Source organism: Streptomyces sp. HUAS MG91, assembly GCF_040529335.1.
In the GTDB taxonomy this organism is placed as follows: Bacteria; Actinomycetota; Actinomycetes; order Streptomycetales; family Streptomycetaceae; genus Streptomyces; species Streptomyces tabacisoli.
Genome location: NZ_CP159534.1, coordinates 782,654 through 801,465 on the forward strand (window position 1 = coordinate 782,654; position 18,812 = coordinate 801,465).

The 18,812-nt window shown below is 72.2% G+C and carries 23 protein-coding genes; 16 read left to right on the forward strand and 7 right to left on the reverse strand.

Translation table 11 applies throughout. The features are described from left to right. Nucleotides 1-27 precede the first annotated feature (27 nt). The 3 genes from ABII15_RS03695 to ABII15_RS03705 all read left to right on the forward strand — a co-directional run bounded on the left by ABII15_RS03695 (nucleotide 28) and on the right by ABII15_RS03705 (nucleotide 4,101). Nucleotides 28-1,233 (forward strand): cytosine permease, encoded by a 1,206-nt coding sequence (locus ABII15_RS03695; protein ID WP_353940806.1) that lies wholly within the window; start codon nucleotides 28-30, stop codon nucleotides 1,231-1,233. 242 nt (nucleotides 1,234-1,475) lie between these two features. Then, entirely contained in the window at nucleotides 1,476-3,038 is a 1,563-nt protein-coding gene (locus ABII15_RS03700; protein ID WP_353940807.1) for a hydantoinase/oxoprolinase family protein, read from the forward strand. Further along, nucleotides 3,031-4,101 carry a DUF917 domain-containing protein gene (locus ABII15_RS03705; protein WP_353940808.1) on the forward strand — a complete coding sequence of 357 codons (1,071 nt, stop codon included), beginning with the start codon at nucleotides 3,031-3,033 and terminating at the stop codon, nucleotides 4,099-4,101. Before ABII15_RS03700 ends, ABII15_RS03705 begins: the two co-directional genes overlap by 8 nt. Nucleotides 4,102-4,142: 41 nt before the next feature. Here ABII15_RS03705 and ABII15_RS03710 read toward each other — a convergent pair whose 3' ends face one another. Beyond that, complete coding sequence (locus ABII15_RS03710; RefSeq protein ID WP_353940809.1) at nucleotides 4,143-4,685, reverse strand: MarR family transcriptional regulator; 543 nt, start codon at nucleotides 4,683-4,685, stop codon at nucleotides 4,143-4,145. A gap of 208 nt (nucleotides 4,686-4,893) precedes the next feature. Here ABII15_RS03710 and ABII15_RS03715 point away from each other — a divergent pair, with 208 nt between their 5' ends. From ABII15_RS03715 to ABII15_RS03730, 4 genes are all read left to right on the forward strand, one after another. Continuing rightward, the gene (locus tag ABII15_RS03715; RefSeq protein WP_353940810.1) at nucleotides 4,894-5,460 is read left to right on the forward strand and encodes a DUF5134 domain-containing protein; all 567 of its coding nucleotides are present in this window, start codon (nucleotides 4,894-4,896) and stop codon (nucleotides 5,458-5,460) included. Between the two features lie 114 nt (nucleotides 5,461-5,574). Continuing rightward, entirely contained in the window at nucleotides 5,575-6,513 is a 939-nt protein-coding gene (locus tag ABII15_RS03720; RefSeq protein ID WP_353940811.1) for a M56 family metallopeptidase, read from the forward strand. Nucleotides 6,514-6,602: 89 nt separating this feature from the next. Beyond that, on the forward strand, nucleotides 6,603-7,298 hold the full coding sequence (locus ABII15_RS03725) for a phosphatase PAP2 family protein (RefSeq protein WP_353940812.1): 696 nt from the start codon (nucleotides 6,603-6,605) through the stop codon (nucleotides 7,296-7,298). A gap of 33 nt (nucleotides 7,299-7,331) precedes the next feature. After that, nucleotides 7,332-8,027, forward strand: coding sequence for an HAD-IA family hydrolase (locus tag ABII15_RS03730; protein ID WP_353940813.1), 696 nt, complete (start codon nucleotides 7,332-7,334; stop codon nucleotides 8,025-8,027). A gap of 124 nt (nucleotides 8,028-8,151) precedes the next feature. Here ABII15_RS03730 and ABII15_RS03735 read toward each other — a convergent pair whose 3' ends face one another. After that, nucleotides 8,152-8,334 carry a hypothetical protein gene (locus ABII15_RS03735; RefSeq protein WP_353940814.1) on the reverse strand — a complete coding sequence of 61 codons (183 nt, stop codon included), beginning with the start codon at nucleotides 8,332-8,334 and terminating at the stop codon, nucleotides 8,152-8,154. A gap of 214 nt (nucleotides 8,335-8,548) precedes the next feature. On the opposite strand from ABII15_RS03735, the gene ABII15_RS03740 reads away from it, so the two are divergent. Then, complete coding sequence (locus ABII15_RS03740) at nucleotides 8,549-8,761, forward strand: hypothetical protein (RefSeq protein WP_353940815.1); 213 nt, start codon at nucleotides 8,549-8,551, stop codon at nucleotides 8,759-8,761. A 59-nt stretch (nucleotides 8,762-8,820) separates the two neighbouring features. On the opposite strand, the gene ABII15_RS03745 is transcribed toward ABII15_RS03740, so the two are convergent. Both ABII15_RS03745 and ABII15_RS03750 read right to left on the reverse strand, forming a co-directional pair. Continuing rightward, complete coding sequence (locus ABII15_RS03745) at nucleotides 8,821-9,018, reverse strand: antitoxin (protein WP_353940816.1); 198 nt, start codon at nucleotides 9,016-9,018, stop codon at nucleotides 8,821-8,823. Between the two features lie 106 nt (nucleotides 9,019-9,124). Further along, a complete protein-coding gene (locus ABII15_RS03750) occupies nucleotides 9,125-9,319 on the reverse strand; it encodes a hypothetical protein (RefSeq protein ID WP_353940817.1) in 195 nt (64 codons plus the stop codon). Nucleotides 9,320-9,477: 158 nt separating this feature from the next. Between ABII15_RS03750 and ABII15_RS03755 the strand changes: the two genes are divergently transcribed. From ABII15_RS03755 to ABII15_RS03770, 4 genes are all read left to right on the forward strand, one after another. Beyond that, on the forward strand, nucleotides 9,478-9,756 hold the full coding sequence (locus ABII15_RS03755; protein ID WP_353940818.1) for a hypothetical protein: 279 nt from the start codon (nucleotides 9,478-9,480) through the stop codon (nucleotides 9,754-9,756). After that, a complete protein-coding gene (locus ABII15_RS03760) occupies nucleotides 9,749-10,126 on the forward strand; it encodes a DUF6221 family protein (protein ID WP_353940819.1) in 378 nt (125 codons plus the stop codon). The genes ABII15_RS03755 and ABII15_RS03760 overlap by 8 nt, the downstream gene beginning before the upstream one ends. Beyond that, the gene (locus ABII15_RS03765; RefSeq protein ID WP_353940820.1) at nucleotides 10,123-10,251 is read left to right on the forward strand and encodes a hypothetical protein; all 129 of its coding nucleotides are present in this window, start codon (nucleotides 10,123-10,125) and stop codon (nucleotides 10,249-10,251) included. Before ABII15_RS03760 ends, ABII15_RS03765 begins: the two co-directional genes overlap by 4 nt. 200 nt (nucleotides 10,252-10,451) lie before the next feature. After that, nucleotides 10,452-11,165 carry a helix-turn-helix domain-containing protein gene (locus ABII15_RS03770; protein ID WP_353940821.1) on the forward strand — a complete coding sequence of 238 codons (714 nt, stop codon included), beginning with the start codon at nucleotides 10,452-10,454 and terminating at the stop codon, nucleotides 11,163-11,165. Here the strand turns inward: ABII15_RS03770 and ABII15_RS03775 are convergent. Next, a complete protein-coding gene (locus tag ABII15_RS03775; protein ID WP_353940822.1) occupies nucleotides 11,153-12,658 on the reverse strand; it encodes a hypothetical protein in 1,506 nt (501 codons plus the stop codon). The genes ABII15_RS03770 and ABII15_RS03775 overlap by 13 nt on opposite strands. A gap of 83 nt (nucleotides 12,659-12,741) precedes the next feature. On the opposite strand from ABII15_RS03775, the gene ABII15_RS03780 reads away from it, so the two are divergent. Then, entirely contained in the window at nucleotides 12,742-13,410 is a 669-nt protein-coding gene (locus ABII15_RS03780) for a DUF305 domain-containing protein (protein ID WP_353940823.1), read from the forward strand. A 30-nt stretch (nucleotides 13,411-13,440) separates the two neighbouring features. Here the strand turns inward: ABII15_RS03780 and ABII15_RS03785 are convergent, their stop codons facing one another. Continuing rightward, the gene (locus ABII15_RS03785) at nucleotides 13,441-14,010 is read right to left on the reverse strand and encodes a DUF6214 family protein (RefSeq protein WP_353940824.1); all 570 of its coding nucleotides are present in this window, start codon (nucleotides 14,008-14,010) and stop codon (nucleotides 13,441-13,443) included. A 135-nt stretch (nucleotides 14,011-14,145) separates the two neighbouring features. Between ABII15_RS03785 and ABII15_RS03790 the strand changes: the two genes are divergently transcribed. Together ABII15_RS03790 and ABII15_RS03795 are read left to right on the forward strand one after the other, a co-directional pair. Then, the gene (locus ABII15_RS03790) at nucleotides 14,146-15,489 is read left to right on the forward strand and encodes an NADP oxidoreductase (RefSeq protein ID WP_353940825.1); all 1,344 of its coding nucleotides are present in this window, start codon (nucleotides 14,146-14,148) and stop codon (nucleotides 15,487-15,489) included. 148 nt (nucleotides 15,490-15,637) lie between these two features. Then, nucleotides 15,638-17,011: a nucleobase:cation symporter-2 family protein gene (locus tag ABII15_RS03795; protein WP_353940826.1), complete on the forward strand. Its 1,374-nt coding sequence runs from the start codon at nucleotides 15,638-15,640 to the stop codon at nucleotides 17,009-17,011. A gap of 56 nt (nucleotides 17,012-17,067) precedes the next feature. On the opposite strand, the gene ABII15_RS03800 is transcribed toward ABII15_RS03795, so the two are convergent. Next, the gene (locus tag ABII15_RS03800) at nucleotides 17,068-17,430 is read right to left on the reverse strand and encodes a helix-turn-helix transcriptional regulator (protein ID WP_353940827.1); all 363 of its coding nucleotides are present in this window, start codon (nucleotides 17,428-17,430) and stop codon (nucleotides 17,068-17,070) included. Between the two features lie 135 nt (nucleotides 17,431-17,565). On the opposite strand from ABII15_RS03800, the gene ABII15_RS03805 reads away from it, so the two are divergent. Further along, nucleotides 17,566-18,648: an NADH:flavin oxidoreductase/NADH oxidase gene (locus ABII15_RS03805; protein WP_353940828.1), complete on the forward strand. Its 1,083-nt coding sequence runs from the start codon at nucleotides 17,566-17,568 to the stop codon at nucleotides 18,646-18,648. The last annotated feature ends 164 nt before the right edge of the window (nucleotides 18,649-18,812 follow it).

Genomic DNA, 18,812 nt, shown 5'->3' on the forward strand with positions numbered 1-18,812 from the left:
TGCCCTCCTCCCTCAAGGACTGTCCCCATGACGAACGCAGTGACGGCGCCCGCGACGGCGCCGGAGTCCGGTGCCGCGGCCGGCACCGACGAGGACTACCCACTCGAACGGGTCCCGCGAGCCGCCCGGTACTCGTGGTTCAACGTCGCCGTGCAGCGCTTCGGCCAGCTGTCCGACCTCACCCAGTTCCTGCTCGGCGCGACGCTCGGCGCGGGCCTGTCGTTCTGGGGTGCGTTCTGGGCGTTCACGCTCGGCTCGGTGATCCTGGAGGTCGTCTGCATCTTCGTCGGCATCGCCGGGATGCGCGAAGGCCTGTCGACGTCGGTGCTGGTGCGCTGGACGGGCTTCGGACGGTACGGGTCCACGCTGATCGGACTCGTCATCGCGGTGAGCCTGTTCGGCTGGTTCGGGGTGCAGACGGCCGTGTTCGCGGCGGGCCTCCAGGCGATCGTGCCGTCGGTCCCGCTGTGGGCCTGGTGCCTGATCTGCGGGCTCGGGGTGACCGCGCTGACGTTGCAGGGGTTCAAGGCGATGGGCTGGACGGCGTTCGTCACCGTACCGGCGTTCCTCGGGCTCGCGGGCTGGGCGATGACGGTGGAGATATCCCGGCACAGCTTCACCGACCTGGTCGGTTCGGCGCCGTTCGGGGCGCACATCTCCATCGCCACGGGCGCCACGATCGTCGCGGGCTCGTACATCGTGGGCGCGGTGACGACGCCCGACATGACGCGCTTCAACCGTTCGACCGGCGACGTCGTCAAGCAGACCCTCGTCGGGATCTCCCTGGGTGAGTACGTGCTCGGGCTCGCCGGTGTGCTGCTCGCGTACGCCGTGAAGACGTCCGACCTGATCGCGATCATCACGTCCAGCTCGGGTGTGGTCGGGGTGATCGTGCTGGTCTCCGCCACCCTGAAGATCAACAACTGGAATCTGTACTCGTCGGCGCTGGGCCTGATCAACGCCGTGGAGTCGCTGTTCAAGGTGCGGCTCGGGCGGGTGGCGACGACGGTGACGATCGGTGTGCTCGGCTCGCTCGCGGCGGCCGCCGGAATCCTGGACCACTTCACGGACTTCCTGACGATCCTCGGTGTCCTCACACCGCCCGTCGCCGGAATCATGGTGGCCGAGTACTTCGTGGTGAAGAAGTGGCGGCCGCAGCTGGACGCCTCGCGGCGCGTCGGACGGCTGCCGGAGACCGAACCGTCCTGGGTGCCCGCCACCGTCGCCCTGTAGGCCCTCGCCTCCCTTGTCGGCTGGCTCGCGGACCGCTACCAGTGGTGGGGCATTCCCGCCCTCGACTCACTCGTCCTGGCGGGCCTCGGTTACGTCGTGCTCGGCCGGCTCGGTCTGGTCCGCGGCGCCCGTGAACTGCCCGTCACCCAGCCGCTGCGCCCGGCTGCCCAGATCGAGGCCGAGGCCGCGCTCTGATCCCGCGGCCCACCCCAGCTCCCCCGCTCCCCAAGGAAAGCAGCACCATGCGCATCGGTATCGACGTCGGCGGAACCAACACCGACGCCGCCCTCCTCGGCGACGACGACCGGGTGATCTCGGCCGTCAAGTCGCCAACGACGCCGGACATCACCTCCGGCGTGACGGCGGCGATCCGGGACCTCGACCCACCCTTCCACCAGGTGACCGCGGTCATGATCGGCACCACTCACTTCCTCAACGCGCTGATCGAGGGGGCCCGGCTCGCGCCCGTCGCGGCGGTCCGGCTCGGTCTGCCCGCGACGGCGGCCCTGCCGCCGATGACGGACTGGCCCGAGCGCCAGCGGGCCGCGGTCGGCGGGCACGGGTATCTGTGCCACGGCGGCCGGGAGTTCGACGGCCGGCCGCTGTCCCCGCTCGACCCCGACGAGCTGCGGCGGACCGCGGCGGACATCGCGGCGAAGGGGCTCCGCTCGGTGGCGGTCTCCTCGGTATTCTCGCCGGTCGCCGAGGACGACGAGCGGCGGGCCGCCGAGATCCTGCGCGGTGAGCTCGGCGACGGCGTGCACATCTCGCTCTCGCACGAACTGGGCCGCATCGGACTGCTTGCCCGGGAGAACGCCACGATCATCAACGCGGCGCTGCGGGACCTCGCGGCGCAGATCGTGGAGTCGTTCGGCAAGGCGCTGGCGGAGGTGTCGATCACGGCGCCGTTCTTCCTGTCGCAGAACGACGGCACGCTGATGGACGTGGACTTCGCGCGGATGTATCCGGTGGCGACGTTCGCGTCCGGGCCGACGAACTCGATGCGCGGGGCGGCGTTCCTGTCCGGGCTCGCGGACTGCGCGGTCGTCGACGTCGGCGGCACCACGGCGGACGTCGGCATCCTCCAGGGCGGCTTCCCGCGGGAGGCCGCCGGCGAGAGCGAGGCGGCCGGCATCCGGACCAACTTCCGCATCCCCGACGTCCTCTCGCTCGGCATCGGCGGCGGTTCGCTGGTGGCCCCGGACGGCGGGACGGGCCCGCGCTCGGTCGGCTACCGGCTCACCGAGGAGGCCCTGGTGTTCGGCGGGTCCACGCTCACGGCGACGGACCTGGCCGTGGCGGCGGGCCGCGCCGACATCGGCGACCGGGCCCGTGTCGCCCACCTGGAGCGGGAGTTCGTCGACCGGGCGCTCGCGCGCATCGCGGAGCGGCTCGCGGAGAGCGTCGACCGGATGCGGACCTCGGCGGCGCCGCTGCCGGTGGTCGCGGTCGGCGGCGGTTCGGTGCTCGTCCCGGAGACGCTGCCCGGCTTCGACGACGTACGGCTGCCGGGGAACTTCGGCGTCGCCAACGCGGTCGGCGCGGCCATCGCCCAGGTCGGCGGCGAGGTCGACCGGGTCTTCCAGGTGCCCGAAGGCCGGCGTGCGTCGGTCCTCGCCCAGGCCCGGGAGGAGGCCGTCGGGCGGGCCGAGGACGCGGGCGCGCGGCGCGGCAGCGTGCGCGTCGTCGACATCGAGGAGGTGCCGCTCGCCTATCTGCCGGGCGGCGCGACCCGGATCCGCGTCAAGGCGGTCGGCGACCTCGACCTGAACCACATCAAGACCGGAGCGACGGCCCATGCGTGAGATCACCCTCGACAACCTGGACGACATCGCGCGCGGCGCCGGGATCCTTGGCACCGGCGGCGGCGGTGACCCGTACATCGGCAAGCTGCTGGCCCGCGAGGCGATCCGCCGGCACGGTCCGGTACGGGTCGTGGACATCGACGAGGTACCGGCGGACGCGACCGTGGTGCCGATCTCCGGCATGGGCGCACCGACGGTCCTCCTGGAGCGGGTGCCGAACGGCGGCGAGGAGCTGGCCGCGCTGCGCGCCCTGGAGAAGCACATCGGGCGTCCCGCGACGCATCTCGCGCCCATCGAGATCGGCGGCGTCAACTCGATGCTGCCGATCGCGTGCGCGGCCCAGGCGGGCCTGCCGATCGTGGACGGCGACGCGATGGGCCGGGCGTTCCCGGAGGCGCAGATGGTGCTGCCGGGCCTGATCGGGGTGACCAACTCCCCGATGGCGCTCGCCGACGACAAGGGCAACACGATCATCGTGGACGCCGTCGACAACCACGCAGCGGAGACGATCGCGCGGGCCGTGTGCGTGGAGCGGGGCTGCCAGATTTCCTGCGCGGACACGGTCATGCGCGGCGATCAGCTCGCCGACGGCCTGGTCCCGGCCACCCTCACGCTGGCCGAGCGGCTCGGCGCCGCCGTCCGGACGGCGCGCTCCGAGCACAGCGACCCGGTGGGCGCGGCCCGCGCGATGCTCGACGGCATCCCGCTCCTCACCGGCAAGGTCGTCGACGTGTCGCGGCGCACCGAGGGCGGTTTCGCGCGCGGCCGGGCGGTGATCGAGGGCATCACGGACGACGCGGGCCGCACGCTCGAACTGGACTTCCAGAACGAGCACCTGCTGGCCACCCGGGACGGCGCGACCGTCGCGACGACCCCGGACCTGATCTGCGTCCTGGACAGCGAGACGGGCGAGCCGGTCACCACCGAAGGGCTGCGCTACGGCCTGCGGGTGAGTGTCCTCGCGGCGCCCTGCGACCCGCGCTGGACGTCTCCGGGCGGTCTGGCGCTGGCCGGTCCGCGCTACTTCGGGTACGAGGTGGACTACCTGCCGTTCGGCGGCTGAGCGGCCACCGGCGCCGCGGGCTCACCGGCCCGCGGCGCCGCTCAGACCCGTCCGCCGCCCAGCCGTCCTTCGAGCTGGAGCAGCAGCTCGCCGAGGAGCGCGGCGAGCTCCCCCTCGCGGCCGCCCGCGAGTCCGGCCAGCACCGACGCCTCGTACGCGAGCTGCTGGGGCAGCACCTCGTCGACCAGGGCCCTCCCCTGCTCGGTGAGGCTCAGCTGGGACACCCGGCGATCGCGCGTGTCGTTGCGCCGCGTCACGAAGCCGCGCTCCTGGAGCGCCTTCAGCCGCTTGGTGACCGCGGCGCCGGACGCGAACGTCTCGCGGGCCAGATCGCCGGGGGTCAGCTCGCGGCCGGTGCGCCGCAGGGTGCCGAGCAGATCGAACTCGGGTCGGGTCAGCCCGGCGCGCCGCAACGGCGCGTCCTCGGCCTGCTGCAGCAGCGCGGCGCACCGGTTGATCCGTCCGATGATCTCCATCGGGCCCGTGTCGACATCCGGGCGCACGGCCTGCCACTGCCGTACGACCGACGACACGGTGTCGGCCACCGTGTGCGGCTCCGCGTCCGCGCCCTGCTCCGTGCTCATACCTGCCCGACCGGCCCTTTCGACTGTCCCGACGGTCCGGGGCGCCGTCGGTGCCCCCAGTGTCGCTGATCGGCGGCGCGCGGAGTTTCACCCGCGAAACACCGCGTGTGCTCCCCTGCGCCGCCTTACGCACCCGCCCGCCGGGGCATCTCCTCGACAGCCGCGCGATGCGCGGCGCCTGTACGGAGAAGGGCAAGGGGGACCCGGGGTGCACGGATCGCTGTCGGCCACCTGGCTGCTCGTCGCGCTGTGCGCGGCGACCGGCGCGTACTGCCTGCTGCGTCTGCGCAGCGCCGTCGAGGAACAGCGCCGCACGGCGGGCGGCGAGGCATTGATGGGCTTCGGGATGGCCCTGATGGCCGTGCCGGCCGCGGTCGTCGCGCCGCCGCGCTGGGCCTGGCTGCTGTACGCCGTGGTGTTCGGCGGCGCGGCCCTGCGGGCGCTGTGGGCGTCCCGTTCGGTGCGCGGACACCACCTGCACCATCTCGTGGGGACCTTCGCGATGGCGTACATGGCGCTGGCGATGGCGGTCCGTCCGGCGGCGCACGCCCACCACGGCGGTGCGGGCGCCCCCGTGCTGACCGGTCTGCTCCTCGTCTACTTCACGGTGTACGTCCTGTGGACGGGCGCCCGGCTGGCCCCGCTCGCCACGGCCTCGCCGGGTGTCGCCCCGGGCGGCACGGTGTCGGCGGGCTGGGGCGACCGGCCGGAGCTGGCGCGGGCCTGCCGGCTGTCCATGGGGATCGGGATGCTGGCGATGCTGCTGGCGATGTGACGCCCACGCCCTCCCGGGACCGGGTCCCGTGCCGGGGCGAACGAAACCGTGGCGTACATCACTTGCCGCCTCAGGCCGTATCGGGGGTCGCGCGCGCCTCATAGGGTGACGGGTATGACGGTCCCCGTAGCGCTGTTGCTGCTCGGCACCCTCGCCGCTGTCGTCGCCCCGCGTCTCCTCGCGCGCGCCGACTGGCCCGAGCGGGAGCCGATCGTCGCGTTGTGGGTGTGGCAGTGCGTGGTGGCCGGTGTGCTGCTGTGCTGTGCGCTGTCCATGATTCTGAGCGCGGCCGCCGCCTGGAAGGCCGTGCGCGGGCACGTCTTCGCCCCCGCGCCGCACTCGGTGGTGGCGGCCTACGCGCCGGGCGGCACCGGCCCGTGGGCGGGCGCCGTCGCCGTGACGCTGGCGCTCGGCGGGGCCTGGACGGCGGCGATGCTGGTGCGCGAGGTGCACCGGGCGCGGGTGCGGCGGGCCCGGCGCCGTGCCGAACTGCTGGTGCGCGCACCGCTGTTGCCCGGCGAGGAGCCCGGTTCGGACCGGCTCGTCGTCCTGGAGGGCGAGCGGCCGGACGCCTGGTGGCTGCCCGGGCAGACCCCTCAACTGGTCATCACCACGGCCGCGTTGCGCCGCCTGAAGGGGCGTCAGCTCGATGCGGTGCTCGCGCACGAGATGGGGCACGCGCAGTGGCGGCACGACTGGCTGCTGCACTGTTCCGGCGCCCTGGCCTCGGGCTTTCCGCAGGTGCCGGTGTTCGCGGCGTTCCGTGACGAGATGCACCGGCTGGTCGAGCTGGCCGCGGACGACGTCGCCTCGCGCCGCTTCGGCCGGCTGACCATCGCGCTGGCCCTGGTGGAGCTGAACGAGGACCGCGGGGTGTTCTCGGGTCCGTGCCCGACGCCACAGGCGCATGTGCCGCAGCGGGTGCACCGGCTGCTCGCGCCGCCGTCCCGGCTCACTCCGGCCCGTCGGCTGCGGCTGACGGCTGCCGCGGCACTCGTCCCGCTGGTCCCGCTCCTGGTGACGTTCGTACCCGGACTGCGGGCGCTGGGTTAGAGCCTGCTCAGGGGGTCGTCCAGAGCAGGCCCCGGGCCCGGGCCGCGCCGTGCTGGATCGCGTCCGGGCCCATGCGCGAGGATCGGCCCATGCACCCGGCACCGCCCGATTCCCCGTCCGAAGCCCCGGCCCGCACCCCCTTCACCGCGGCACGGCCGCTCCTGCTGTCCGTCCTCCTGTCCTTCGTCCTGCTCCTGGTCCTGGTGGCGGTCCGCTGGGGCCCGCTCATGGAACTGGACGCGGACATCTCCCGCTCGCTGCACCGCGAGGCCGTCGACGACCCGGACCTCACGCGGGCCAACCGCGTCCTGTCGGACTGGGTGTGGGACCCGTGGACGATGCGCGCCCTGTGCGCCGTGGTCGTCGTCGCGCTGGCGTGGCGGCTGCGGGACGCGGTGCTGGCCGCCTGGGTCGCGGCGACGTGTCTGCTCGGCACGCTGCTTCAGCAGGCCCTCAAGGCACTGGTGGACCGGCCGCGGCCGGTGTGGCCCGATCCGGTGGACACCGCGCACTACGCGGCGTTCCCTTCGGGGCACGCGATGACGGCGACGGTCGTGTGCGGGCTGCTGCTGTGGCTGCTGCGCCGTCACGGCGCGGGTCGCGCTCCGTGGCGTACGGCTCTGGTCGTGGCGGTCGTCTCGGTGATCGGTGTCGGACTGACGCGGATGTGGCTCGGGGTGCACTGGCCGTCCGACGTGGTCGGCGGCTGGCTGCTCGGCGCGTTCACGGTCCTGCTGTCGACGGCCGCGTACGAGCGGCGAAGGGGCGCGGACGGGCGCTCTTGACCCGTGGGTCGCGCCGCGCGGAGCATCGGGCGCATGACGATCAAAGCCGTGCTCTTCGACTTCTCCGGCACCCTCTTCCGGATCGAGTCCACCGCGTCGTGGCTGCGCGCAGCGCTCGACGCGACCGGACTGGCCCTGGCCGACGGCGAGTTCGGCCGCGCCGTCGCCGGTCTGGACGAGGTCGGCGCGCTGCCGGGCGGCAGCACCCACCCCGTCGAGGTCCCCGCGCACCTCGCCGGACTGATGGCGGTCCGCGATGTCGACGCGGAGCGCCATCGCGCCGCGTACACGGGCCTGGCGCGTGAGGTGCCGCTGCCCGACGACCGGCTCTACGACGCCCTGTACGAGCGCCACATGGCACCGGAGGCCTGGCGCCCCTACCCCGACGCGCTCGACGTCCTCACCGCGCTGCGCGGCCGCGGCATCCCGGTGGGCGTGGTCAGCAACATCGGCTGGGACCTGCGGCCCGTCTTCGTCGAGCACGGCCTCGACCCGTACATCGGCACGTACGTCATGTCGTACCGGCACGGCGTGCAGAAGCCGGACCCCCGGCTGTTCACCGCCGCGTGCGAGGGGCTCGGGGTGGCACCGGCGGACACCCTGATGGTGGGCGACGACCGGCACTCGGACGCGGGCGCCGCGGACATCGGATGCGCGGTGCACTTCGTGGACCACCTCCCGGTGACCCAACGACCGGACGGGCTACGCCCGTTGCTGGACCTGCTGTGACGGCTCCGGACCGGTGGGCGTCGACAGCGAAAGCCGCCGAACCGCGGGCCGCCACGCGGATGCGCTGAGGGCTGAGGACCCGTCCGCCACCGGTGTGGATCCGCCGTCGGCGGCGGACGGGGGTCTAGTCGGCCTGCTTCTCGCCGGAGCGGGGCGGCCAGGAGGTGTGGGTGTACGCGTGCAGGTGGTCGCTGTCGTGGCCGGCGGCGAGGGTGCAGCGCAGGGTGTCCCCCGGTTTTCGGATGAAGCAGAGGACCGGGATGAGGGACCAGCCCTCCTTGTTCTGGGGTTGCGTCGACGTGCTCATGTCTGTCTTACGCCCTCGTGGGCCGTCTCGGATGCACCGTTCACTCGCCTGAACGCCTTTCGTGAGGTCGCCGCGCCGGGGCGCACAGGAGTGCGAGTCCGGGGGCGGGGCAGGAGGGAATCATGAAGGTTCCGGTCGTCCTGGTTGTCGCGGGCAGTGCGGCAGTCCGGTGCGTGAAGTCGCGGAAGGACCACTGACCATCCACCCTGGACTCATGCCCACGGCCCCGATCATCGTCCACCCGCCGCTCGGCTCCGGCGGCCGGCGCGTCACGGCGCGGGGGCAGATCCTGGGCCTCGCCCACAGTGACGGCGACGTCCTGGAGTTCCTGCGCCGCGCGGGCCTCGATCACGCCGAGGCGCTGCTCGACGATCCCGCGTGGGTGAAGTGGCGCGGCGGACGCGCACACCACTACGAAGCGGCCTGAACGCCCGTGGCCCCGCCGTCGGCACGGCGGGGCCACGGGCGGACGGTGCGCCGGGGAGGTCACGACTGGGGCGGCTGCCCGTCCTGGCCCCCGTCGCCGCCCAGCTGCTCCTTGAGCTTCGCCTGGGCCGTGTCGACCTGACCGCTGTACTTGCCCTGCGTCTTGCCGTCGACGAAGTCACCGGCCTTGTCGATCCCCTTGCCGGCTTGGTCCTCGTGCCCCTTGAGCATCTGCTTGAGTTTGTCCATCACGGACATGGTCGGCCTCCTAGGATTCGAGTCCTGCCTCCAGGATGCGGTCGGGCCGCCCTTGCCGCACCCTGGCCGCGCCATGCGAGTGAGCCCGTCCCCGGCCGGCCGGGGACTATTCGGCCGCGGCGAAGTACAGGACCGTCGCCTTCTTGAACAGACCGCGCTGCTTCGTGCTGGCCAGCACCCATCCGGCCGCCTCCACGGCCTCCCGCACCGCTTCGACGTCCTGCCCGGGCGGCACGTCCCGTACGAGCATGACGTCACCGTTACGACGTGCTGCCAAGGCCCGCTGATCGACCTGCGCCATGAGGGTCCCTCCTCGCACTGTGGGACGGCAGTGTCGCGCACTTCCGGTCCGCGCGAGGGCTCTTCGGGAACACCGCCGCGCGGCCCTCGCGCGCGCACCACCTCCCCCGCGGCCGCGAAGCCGGGATCACCGCAACCCACTTGCGCTACCGTGCCGCCATGGAGTCTCCCTCGCCCACCCTCGAAGAGATCGCCGCAGCCGGGAACCGCCGGCTGCGCGACGCCGACCGGCTCAAGAAGTCCAGCGGGGAGCTGAAGGAGCTGGTCCTGTCGGCGCTGCGCGAGGGGCACCTCAGGCCCACCAGGGTCGCGCGGGCCTCCGGATGGACCGGCGCCCATGTGCGGAAACTGGCGCGCGAGGCGGGGATCGAGCCCGACGAGCGGTACCGCGAGCGCGCCGAGCGGCTCAGGAAGGCCCAGGAGCCCGCCGATGCATGACCTCGTGGAGTGGCTCGGCGCCCAGCTCGACGCGGACACCCGTGAGGCGAGCAGCGTGCACGCCCTCGACTGCGACATCCATGCCTACCTTCAGGGCGACCTGGAGTCCGTGAAGGCGGCCATGGCGATGTTCCACGAGGCGCCGGGCGCGGTCTGCGACTGCGGGATCCCGGCGCGGGTGCTGCGCGAGACCGACGCCAAGCGCCGCACCCTCGCCCGTGTTCGCGACGCCCTCACGGAAGCCGAGTCCGCGGACCCGCTCGTGAGCCGCCCCGCGCGCATGGTGCTGCTGGTGGTGGAGCCGATCGCCAGGGACCTGGCCGCCGTGTACACGGACCGGCCCGGCTACCGCGAGGAGTGGCGTCCGTGATCCCCCAAGCCGTCTTCCTGCCTCTGTCGCACGCGGCCCCGCACTGGCTGAAGATCACGATCGCCGTCGTGGCGCTCGGCCTGGTCGCGGCCCGACTGTGGCTGTTCCTCCGCCGACGGAAGTGACGCACCCTCGGGTGCCCAAGGATGTGGGTGGGGAGTCAGCCCCGAGCGCGTGACCGGGCCGACGGAATCGGCCGTATTCGGACGATCCCCCGCGTCGCCCGAATACGGTCGGCCCACCTCCGCACCACGCGGCCTGAAGGCCGGGGGCCGAGATGCGTTGAGTATAGTTGGCTGAGAGCCAGTCAACGCAGGAGATAAGAATGTCCCCCCGCAGCGCATCGGTCAATGAGGAGTTGCGCCGACGTTCCCGCGAGCGGCTTCTGCAGGCGACGTTGGAGCTGGTCGGGGAGCGGGGGTACGAGGCGACGACGCTCGGCGACATCGCGGACCGGGCCGGTTCCGCCCGGGGACTGGTCTCGTACTACTTCCCCGGCAAGCGGCAGTTGTTGCAGTCCGCCGTGCACCGGCTGATGAACCGGACGCTCCAGGAGGCCCTGGAGCGGGAGCCGTGGCCCGCCGCCGACGACGGTGACGAGCGGCTGGCGCGGGCCATCGACGCGATTCTCGGACTCGCCCGCGATCAGCCCCTGTTGATGCGCACGCACATGGCCGGAATTCTGCAGGCCGAGGGTTTCGTGCAGTGCCCGGAGCAGCAGCGGCTCGCGGCGCTGCTGCGCGACACCGTCCTGCGGCACGGGACGCTCGACGTCGACCGGGACTATCCGCTGTTGCGGGCTCTGCTGATGGGGGCCGTCTTCGCCGCGCTGGTGCCGGGTGCGCCGATGCCGGTGGTGAGGCTGCGGGCGGAGTTGTTCCAGCGCTACGGGCTGGCGTGGGAGTCGGGCTTCCCGCCGGACGGAGGTCCTGACGACCTGCCGTCCGACGAGTGCCCCGCGCACGCCCGCGCGGCCGACTTCTCGCGATACTTCGAGCCGCTGCGGCCGGCCGCGGCGGACCGGGATCAGTCGAAGTAGTCCGGCTGCGTCTGGGTGTTCAGCTCGTCCAGACGGATCCGCTCGGCCGGAGCCGTGCGCCGGTCGCTGAGCTTCAGGACGTCGAAGCCCTTCGCGATGTCGTTGGAATAGATGTAGCCGTTGTAGTAGTACGCGGACCAGGAACCGCCGACGGTGAGGGTGTCGGTGGTCAGCGGGCCCCGCTCGAAGTAGGCGATCTCCTTCGGCTTGGTGGAGTCGGTGAAGTCCCAGACGGAGACGCCGCCCTGGTACCAGGCCTGGACCATGAGGTCCTTGCCCTTGACGGGGATCAGCGAGCCGTTGTGGGCGACGCAGTTCTCGGTGTCGGCCTGGTGGCGCGGGATCTTGTAGTAGCCGCGGAAGACGAGCCTGCTCTTGTCGCCCTTGCCGACGATGTCGTAGATGCCGTCGGCGCCGCGGTTCGGGCCGATCGCCGCGTTGCAGGTGGCCGCTCCGCCGCCGCCCAGCTCGTCGGTGAACACGACCTTCTTCGCCGTCTGGTTGAAGGTCGCCGAGTGCCAGAACGCGAAGTTGACGTTGTCCTGGACCTGGTCGATGACCTTGGGGTGTTCCGGGTCCTTGATGGAGAACAGGATGCCGTCACCCATGCAGGCACCTGCCGCCAGGTCCTTGGAGGGCAGGACCGTGATGTCGTGGCAGCCCGTGGTCTTGGAGACGCCGGGGTTGGTGGGCGCGCCCGGGTTTCCGCCGCCGTCGGGTCCCTCGCCGGGGAAGAGGACGGGGAAGTTGACCACGGCCGCCTTCTGCGGGGCCTTGCGCGGCACCTTGATGACGGAGATCCCGTCGTGCGGCGGTTGGCAGTCGGGGAACGAGGCGCTGGGCGAGTACGAGGAGACGTACACGTAGACGTTCTTCTTCTCCGGCACCAGCGTGTGGGTGTGCGAGCCGCACGCGGTCTCGACGGCGGCGACGTACTTGGGGTTCTTCTTGTCGCTGATGTCGAAGACCTTCATGCCCTCCCACGACGACTTCTCGGTCGCGGGCTGGGTCGTGGAGGCGCAGGAGTTGTCGCTGCGGGAGCTGTCCGTCGACAGGAAGAGCAGGTTCCCGGAGACGGAGATGTCGTTCTGCGAGCCGGGACACAGGACCTGCGCGACGGTCTTCGGCGCCTTCGGGTTGCTGATGTCGAAGATGCGGAAGCCGTCGTAGTTGCCGGCGAAGGCGTACCGGCCCTGGAAGGCCAGGTCCGAATTGGTGCCGGGCAGCGCGTCCTTGGGGATGTTGGTGAGGTGCTCGATGTTGGCGGAGTGGACGACCTCGTCCTGGCCGGGTATGTCGCCGGCGGCTATCGCGGCCTCGGCCCGCTCCTGCGCGCTCTTCGAGACGCCGCGCGGCGCGGCGGAGCGGTCCCCCGGGTCGGGGGTCGCCGACACGGGTCCCGCGGCGAGCAGGGCCGCCAGGAGTCCGGCCGCGGCCGTGGCGACTCCGAGGCGTCTTCCGCGTGTTCGGGCGAAGCTGTGCAACAGGGTCACTGTTGTCTCCCTCGTCTCCCTGGTCGATAGTGACGTCGTTCGTTCGCGAACGGTTCACCCATCCCCCGAGTATCGTCTTCACCATGCACAGATCAACAGATGGCAACGCACTCGTCATGAAAGTTGCTGTGCCCGCGCTGCTCGCGGCGCTCGCGCTGGGGGTGAGCGGATGCGACTCGGGGGGCGACGCGAGGGCCGACTCCCCTGCTTCCAGCGGGAGTTCGGTGATCGCGCCGGGCAAGCCGGGTGAGGCCGCGGAGACCCTGTCCGCGCAGGACGCGGAGAAGCGCAGGTCCGACGACCGGCCCAACTCCGCGGACGTCGGCTATGCGCAGATGATGATCAGCCACCACGAGCAGGCGCTGACGATGACCGAACTCGCCCCGGAGCGGGCCGAGTCGGAGCAGGTGAAGCGGCTCGCCGAGCGGATCACGGCGGCGCAGGGCCCGGAGATCGAGACGATGCGCGCGTGGCTGAAGAAGTACGGGAAGCCGCAGGACGCTTCCGGCCACGCGGCGCACGACACGATGCCGGGGATGGCGACCGAGGGGCAGTTGAAGAAGCTGCGGGCGGCGCGCGGGGCCGCGTTCGACGCGCTGTTCCTGAAGTTGATGATCACGCACCACCAGGGCGCGGTGACCATGGCCACGGAGGTCAAGAGCGACGGCAACGACGTGGTCGTCGAGGAGATGGCCGACGACGTGATCGCGCAGCAGACGACGGAGATCTCCCGCATGCGCGAGATGTCCTGAGCCCTCGCCGCGACAGTGCGGCGCCCTGCCTCACCGCCGATTGTGGCGGGGCGCCAGCAGGCCGGCGTCACGTGCGCCCGCGATCATCCGCAGGGACCTGCGGCGGCTGCGGCCCGTCGCGCACATGACCGCGAGGACCGGATCGGCGCCCTCGCTCTGCGCCGCGCGGTAGGCCTCGGCGACGGCGCGGCGGCCCTCGACGCCGCGCGGCAGGGAGGAGCGGGCGCGGCGGGCCGGGTTCTCGCCGGGGGCGGGCGCGGCGTGCTCGGGCCGACCGGGTACGGTCCGGCAGGCGTCCTGGAGCGAGCCTTCGATCCACTCCCCGAGCGAGGCGAACTCGGCGAGCGAGAGCGGCGGTTGGGCCCGTACGTCCTCGATGGCGACGCGGCCGTCGGCCACGACGGCGAGGACGTCGGCATGGGCGCCGTGGCCGAAGGTGAGCCGGACGTGGAACCACGGTGAGGGGCAGGCGCGCGCGGCGTCGTCCCGGAGGTCGCCCGCGACGGAGCCGTGCCCCTGGATCTCCCACCGCGGCTCTGCGGAAACAGCATCGTTCAGTCGATAATGATCAGCGACGTCAAAGAATGAACTTTCCAGCACCTACGCACCGTAACCCTTCGATCACACTTGATCATCAAAGGCGCGCAGAGAGCTCCGCGCCGCCCCTCTCCCCCGACGCGGCGGGCGGTGCCATGCTGAGGAACATCAGCGCAGCACCGGCAGAAGGAGCCGCACGTGCCGCACATCGCCGTCGTGGGTTCGGGACCGAGTGGGGTCTACACCGCCCAGTGCCTGGTACAGCAGCTGCGCGTCCCGGACGTCCGGGTCGACGTGCTCGACCGGCTGCCCTGCCCGTTCGGACTGGTGCGCTACGGCGTGGCACCCGACCACGAGAAGATCAAGTCGCTCCAGGGGAATCTGCGCAAGGTGCTGGAGGACGGCCGGGTGCGGTTCCTCGGCGGTGTCGAGATCGGCCCGGCGCTGCCGCCCGCGAAGCTGCTGGAGCTGTACCACGCGGTGGTCTACTGCGTGGGCGCCGCGGCCGACCGCCGGCTCGGGGTGCCCGGCGAGGACCTGCCCGGCAGCTGGTCGGCGACCGACTTCGTGGCCTGGTACAGCGCGCACCCGGACGCGCGGGACGACGGATTCGTCCGGGACGTGCGCGCCGCCGTCGCGATCGGCGTGGGCAATGTCGCCGTGGACGTCACCCGGATGCTGGCCCGCGGCGCCGCCGAACTGGCGCTCACCGACATGCCGCAGGCGGCGCTGTCCACACTCGGCGCCAGCGAGGTTCGGGACGTGTACATGGTGGGGCGGCGCGGACCGTCGCAGGCCCGCTTCACCACCAAGGAACTGCGCGAGCTGGCATCGCTGCCGGACACCGAACTCGTAGTGGACGAAGGCGAGTTGGCGCTCGACCCGGCATACACGGATCCGTCGGCGCTGCCCGCCGCGAACCGGCGGAACGTGGAGGTGCTGCGCGGCTGGGCCGCGCTGCCGCACGAGGAGCGGCGGCGCCGGATCCATCTGCGGTTCTTCCTGCGGCCCGTCGAGGTCGTCGGGCGGGACGGGCGGGTGGCCGGGGTGCGGTTCGAGCGGACCCGGCCGGACGGCGACGGCGGGGTCGTCGGCACGGGGACGTACGAGGAGATCGGCGCGCAGCTGGTCCTGCGGTCGGTGGGGTATCGCGGGGTGCCACTGGAGGGGCTGCCGTTCGACGCCGAGCGCGGGACCGTGCCGCAGCTCGCCGGGCGGGTGCTGCGCGAGGGCCGGGTGTCGCCCGGCGAGTACGTCGCGGGCTGGATCAAGCGCGGGCCGACCGGCGTCATCGGCACCAACCGGCCGTGCGCGAAGGAGACCGTGGCCTCGCTCCTCGACGACGCCCCGGCGCTCACGGCGCGGACGCTCGCCCGGGATCCGCTGGCGGGGCTCGTCGGGGCCGGGCTGCGGCCGGTCGACTGGGCGGGGTGGCTCGGGATCGAGCGCGCCGAGGCGGAGTTGGGGCGTGCGCTCGGCCGGGGACCGGTGAAGATCCCGGACTGGGAAGGGCTGTTGGGCGCCGCGGGCGCCGGGTCGTAGGCGATCGACGGCATGGCCCGGGGCGGGTTCCGGGGTGCGACACAACCCGGCAACATCCGTGAAATCAACAAAACGTTCAAGCCGATTACGGTCTCGTGCTGCCGCCCCTCCCGCTGTCCCCCGGGACTCCCCTGGCCTTGGAGCACGTATGCCACAGACCCATCCTGTCGATCAGGTCCCGCCCGTACGCCAGTTGGCGGCGTTCGGGCTCCAGCACGTTCTCGCCATGTACGCGGGCGCGGTCGCCGTTCCGCTGATCGTGGGCGGCGCGATGAAGCTGCCGCCCGCCGATCTCGCGTATCTGATCACCGCCGACCTGCTGGTGTGCGGGATCGCGACGCTCATCCAGTGCGTCGGCGTGTGGCGCTTCGGCATCCGGCTGCCCATCGTGCAGGGGTGCACGTTCGCGGCCGTGTCGCCGATGGTGCTGATCGGGACGACGGGCGGCGGGCTGCCCGCCATCTACGGCGCGGTGATCGTCGCGGGGCTCGCGATGATGCTGCTCGCGCCGGTCTTCGGGCGGCTGCTGCGCTTCTTCCCGCCCCTGGTGACCGGCACGGTGATTCTGATCATCGGGCTCTCGCTGCTGCCGACCGCGGGGACGTGGGCGGCCGGCGGGGCCGGGGCGAAGGACTTCGGGGAGCCGAAGAACCTCGCGCTCGCCGCGTTCGTGCTGGTGCTCGTGCTCGCGGTGCAGCGGTTCGCGCCGCCCGCGCTGAGCCGGGTGGCGGTGCTCGTCGGCATCGTGGTCGGCACGGCCGTGGCGATACCCACCGGGTTCACGGACTTCGGGGCGGTCGGGGACGCGAACTGGGTCGGGATCAGCACGCCGTTCCACTTCGGGGCTCCCGAGTTCCACGGTGCGGCGATCGTGTCGATGCTGATCGTGGCCCTGGTGACCATGACCGAGACCACCGGTGACTTCATCGCGGTCGGTGAGATGACGGAGCGCCCGGTGGACCGGCGGGCACTCGCCGACGGCCTGCGCGCCGACGGCTTCTCGACCGTCCTCGGCGGGGTCTTCAACACCTTCCCGTACACGGCGTTCGCGCAGAACGTGGGCCTGGTCGGCATGACGAAGGTGCGCAGCCGCTGGGTGGTCGCCGTCGCGGGAGGCATCCTCGTGGTGCTCGGACTGCTGCCCAAGCTGGGCGCGGTGATCGCCGCGATACCGTCGCCGGTCCTGGGCGGCGCGGGTCTGGTGATGTTCGGGACGGTCGCGGCGAGCGGCCTGAAGACCCTGTCGAAGGTGGAGTTCGAGGGCAACGCCAATCTGACGGTGGTCGCCGTGTCCGTCGCGCTCGGCGTGCTGCCGGTGGGCGTGCCGACGATGTACGAGAAGTTCCCCCACTGGTTCCAGACGGTGATGGACAGCGGGATCAGCGCGGGCTGCATCACGGCGATCGTGCTGAACCTGCTCTTCAACCACCTTCCGAAGAAGGGCGGTTCGGCGGACGCCCCGGCCGAGGCGCCGGCCGTTCCCGCGCAGCCCGCGCCGAGCGCCGAGGCGCCGGTCGGGTAGGGACGGGAGCCGGAGGGGTGGTCGCGGGCCGCGGCCACCCCTGCGGCATGTCCGGCTCAGGCGCCGAGCCGCTCCTCCTGCCGGTCGGCGGCGTCCAGGACGCTGTCCAGGAGACCGGGGAACAGGGTGTCGAGGTCGTCCCTGCGCAGCCCGTTCAGCTTCGTGGTGCCGCGGTAGACCTGCTCGATCACTCCGCTCTCGCGCAGCACCCGGAAGTGGTGGGTGGTCGTCGACTTGGTGACGGGCAGATCGAAGTGCGAGCAGGACAGCTCCGCGCTGCGCGCGCTCGCCATCTCACGGACGACCGCGAGCCGCATCGGATCGGACAGCGCGTGCAGCACGCCTTCGAGACGGATCTCCTCGCGGGCCGGGTGCACGAGCGTGCGGCTTCCGGTGGCCTGCGGTGCTGCGGTCGCCATGACGACCTCCCCTTCACGTCTCTCTGTCGAGCGGCTCGTCGGCCATTGTACGAGAACCCTCGTAGTTTGACATTCGCCGTACTACGATGGCTATCGTACGAAGCATCAGTCGCACCCCCATGAATGGAGTCCGCCGTGAGCGCGCTGTTCGAGCCCATCACCCTCCGGTCGCTGACCGTCCCGAACCGCGTCTGGATGCCGCCGATGTGCCAGTACAGCGCCCCGGCGGAGGGCCCGCTGACCGGCGCCCCGGGCGACTGGCACTTCCAGCACTACGGCGCCCGCGCGGCCGGCGGCACGGGCCTGATCATCGTCGAGGCGACGGGGGTCAGCCCCGAGGGCCGCATCTCCCCGTACGACCTCGGTATCTGGAACGACACGCAGGTCAAGGCCTTCCGCCGGATCACCGCGTTCCTGAAGTCGCAGAACACGACGCCTGGAATCCAGCTCGGTCACGCGGGCCGCAAGGCATCGACCGACCGCCCCTGGGCGGGCGGCGCCCCGGTCGGCCCGGAGGCCCACGGCTGGCAGGCCGTCGCGCCGAGCCCCGTCGCCTTCGACGAGCAGCACCCGGTGCCCACCGAGCTGACCGTCGACGGCATCGAGGAGATCGTCGGACAGTTCGCGGACGCGGCGCGGCGCGCGCTCGACGCCGGGTTCGAGGTCGTCGAGATCCACGGTGCGCACGGCTATCTGATCGGCCAGTTCCTCTCCCCGCACTCCAACAAGCGCACCGACGAGTACGGCGGTTCCTACGAGAACCGCACCCGGTTCGCCCTGGAGGTCACCGACGCCGTACGTGCCGTGTGGCCCGAGGAGCTGCCGCTGTTCTTCCGCATCTCCGCCACCGACTGGCTGGAGGGGCAGGAGGGCTGGACCGCCGACGACACCGTCCGGTTCGCCGCCGAGCTCAAGGAGCACGGGGTCGACCTGATCGACGTGTCGACCGGTGGCAACGCCTCCGGGGTCCGCATCCCGGTCGGCCCCGGCTACCAGGTGCCCTTCGCGGCGCGCGTGCGCGACGAGGCGGGTGTCCCGGCCGCCGCGGTCGGTCTGATCACCGAGGTCCAGCAGGCCGAGAAGATCCTCGTGGACGGCGAGGCGGACGCCGTGCTGCTCGGCCGTGAGCTGCTGCGCGACCCGTCGTTCGCCCGGCACGCGGCCCGCGAGCTCGGCGCCGACGTGCACGTGCCGGACCAGTACCACCGGTCGGTCTGAGCCGAACGGGTCCGGGCGGGGAGAGCCCGGGGAACGACACACGCGTCAGGGCGGAGGCGACAGCGCCTCCGCCCTGACGCGTGTCCGCGTACGGGTCTGGGCCGGTGCCCATCGCCCGCGCGGGCACGGTGGGCGCGTGCACATGGTCGCGTCGAGGGCGCGTA

Excerpts from the sequence above, each read along its gene's own strand:
- ABII15_RS03695 (WP_353940806.1), top strand. The coding sequence starts at position 28 with ATGACGAACGCAGTGACGGCGCCCGCGACGGCGCCGGAGTCCGGTGCC.
- ABII15_RS03700 (WP_353940807.1), top strand. The coding sequence starts at position 1,476 with ATGCGCATCGGTATCGACGTCGGCGGAACCAACACCGACGCCGCCCTC.
- ABII15_RS03705 (WP_353940808.1), top strand. The coding sequence starts at position 3,031 with ATGCGTGAGATCACCCTCGACAACCTGGACGACATCGCGCGCGGCGCC.
- ABII15_RS03710 (WP_353940809.1), bottom strand. The coding sequence starts at position 4,685 with ATGAGCACGGAGCAGGGCGCGGACGCGGAGCCGCACACGGTGGCCGAC.
- ABII15_RS03720 (WP_353940811.1), top strand. The coding sequence starts at position 5,575 with ATGACGGTCCCCGTAGCGCTGTTGCTGCTCGGCACCCTCGCCGCTGTC.
- ABII15_RS03725 (WP_353940812.1), top strand. The coding sequence starts at position 6,603 with ATGCACCCGGCACCGCCCGATTCCCCGTCCGAAGCCCCGGCCCGCACC.
- ABII15_RS03730 (WP_353940813.1), top strand. The coding sequence starts at position 7,332 with ATGACGATCAAAGCCGTGCTCTTCGACTTCTCCGGCACCCTCTTCCGG.
- ABII15_RS03735 (WP_353940814.1), bottom strand. The coding sequence starts at position 8,334 with ATGAGCACGTCGACGCAACCCCAGAACAAGGAGGGCTGGTCCCTCATC.
- ABII15_RS03740 (WP_353940815.1), top strand. The coding sequence starts at position 8,549 with ATGCCCACGGCCCCGATCATCGTCCACCCGCCGCTCGGCTCCGGCGGC.
- ABII15_RS03745 (WP_353940816.1), bottom strand. The coding sequence starts at position 9,018 with ATGTCCGTGATGGACAAACTCAAGCAGATGCTCAAGGGGCACGAGGAC.
- ABII15_RS03750 (WP_353940817.1), bottom strand. The coding sequence starts at position 9,319 with ATGGCGCAGGTCGATCAGCGGGCCTTGGCAGCACGTCGTAACGGTGAC.
- ABII15_RS03755 (WP_353940818.1), top strand. The coding sequence starts at position 9,478 with ATGGAGTCTCCCTCGCCCACCCTCGAAGAGATCGCCGCAGCCGGGAAC.
- ABII15_RS03760 (WP_353940819.1), top strand. The coding sequence starts at position 9,749 with ATGCATGACCTCGTGGAGTGGCTCGGCGCCCAGCTCGACGCGGACACC.
- ABII15_RS03770 (WP_353940821.1), top strand. The coding sequence starts at position 10,452 with ATGTCCCCCCGCAGCGCATCGGTCAATGAGGAGTTGCGCCGACGTTCC.
- ABII15_RS03780 (WP_353940823.1), top strand. The coding sequence starts at position 12,742 with ATGCACAGATCAACAGATGGCAACGCACTCGTCATGAAAGTTGCTGTG.
- ABII15_RS03795 (WP_353940826.1), top strand. The coding sequence starts at position 15,638 with ATGCCACAGACCCATCCTGTCGATCAGGTCCCGCCCGTACGCCAGTTG.
- ABII15_RS03800 (WP_353940827.1), bottom strand. The coding sequence starts at position 17,430 with ATGGCGACCGCAGCACCGCAGGCCACCGGAAGCCGCACGCTCGTGCAC.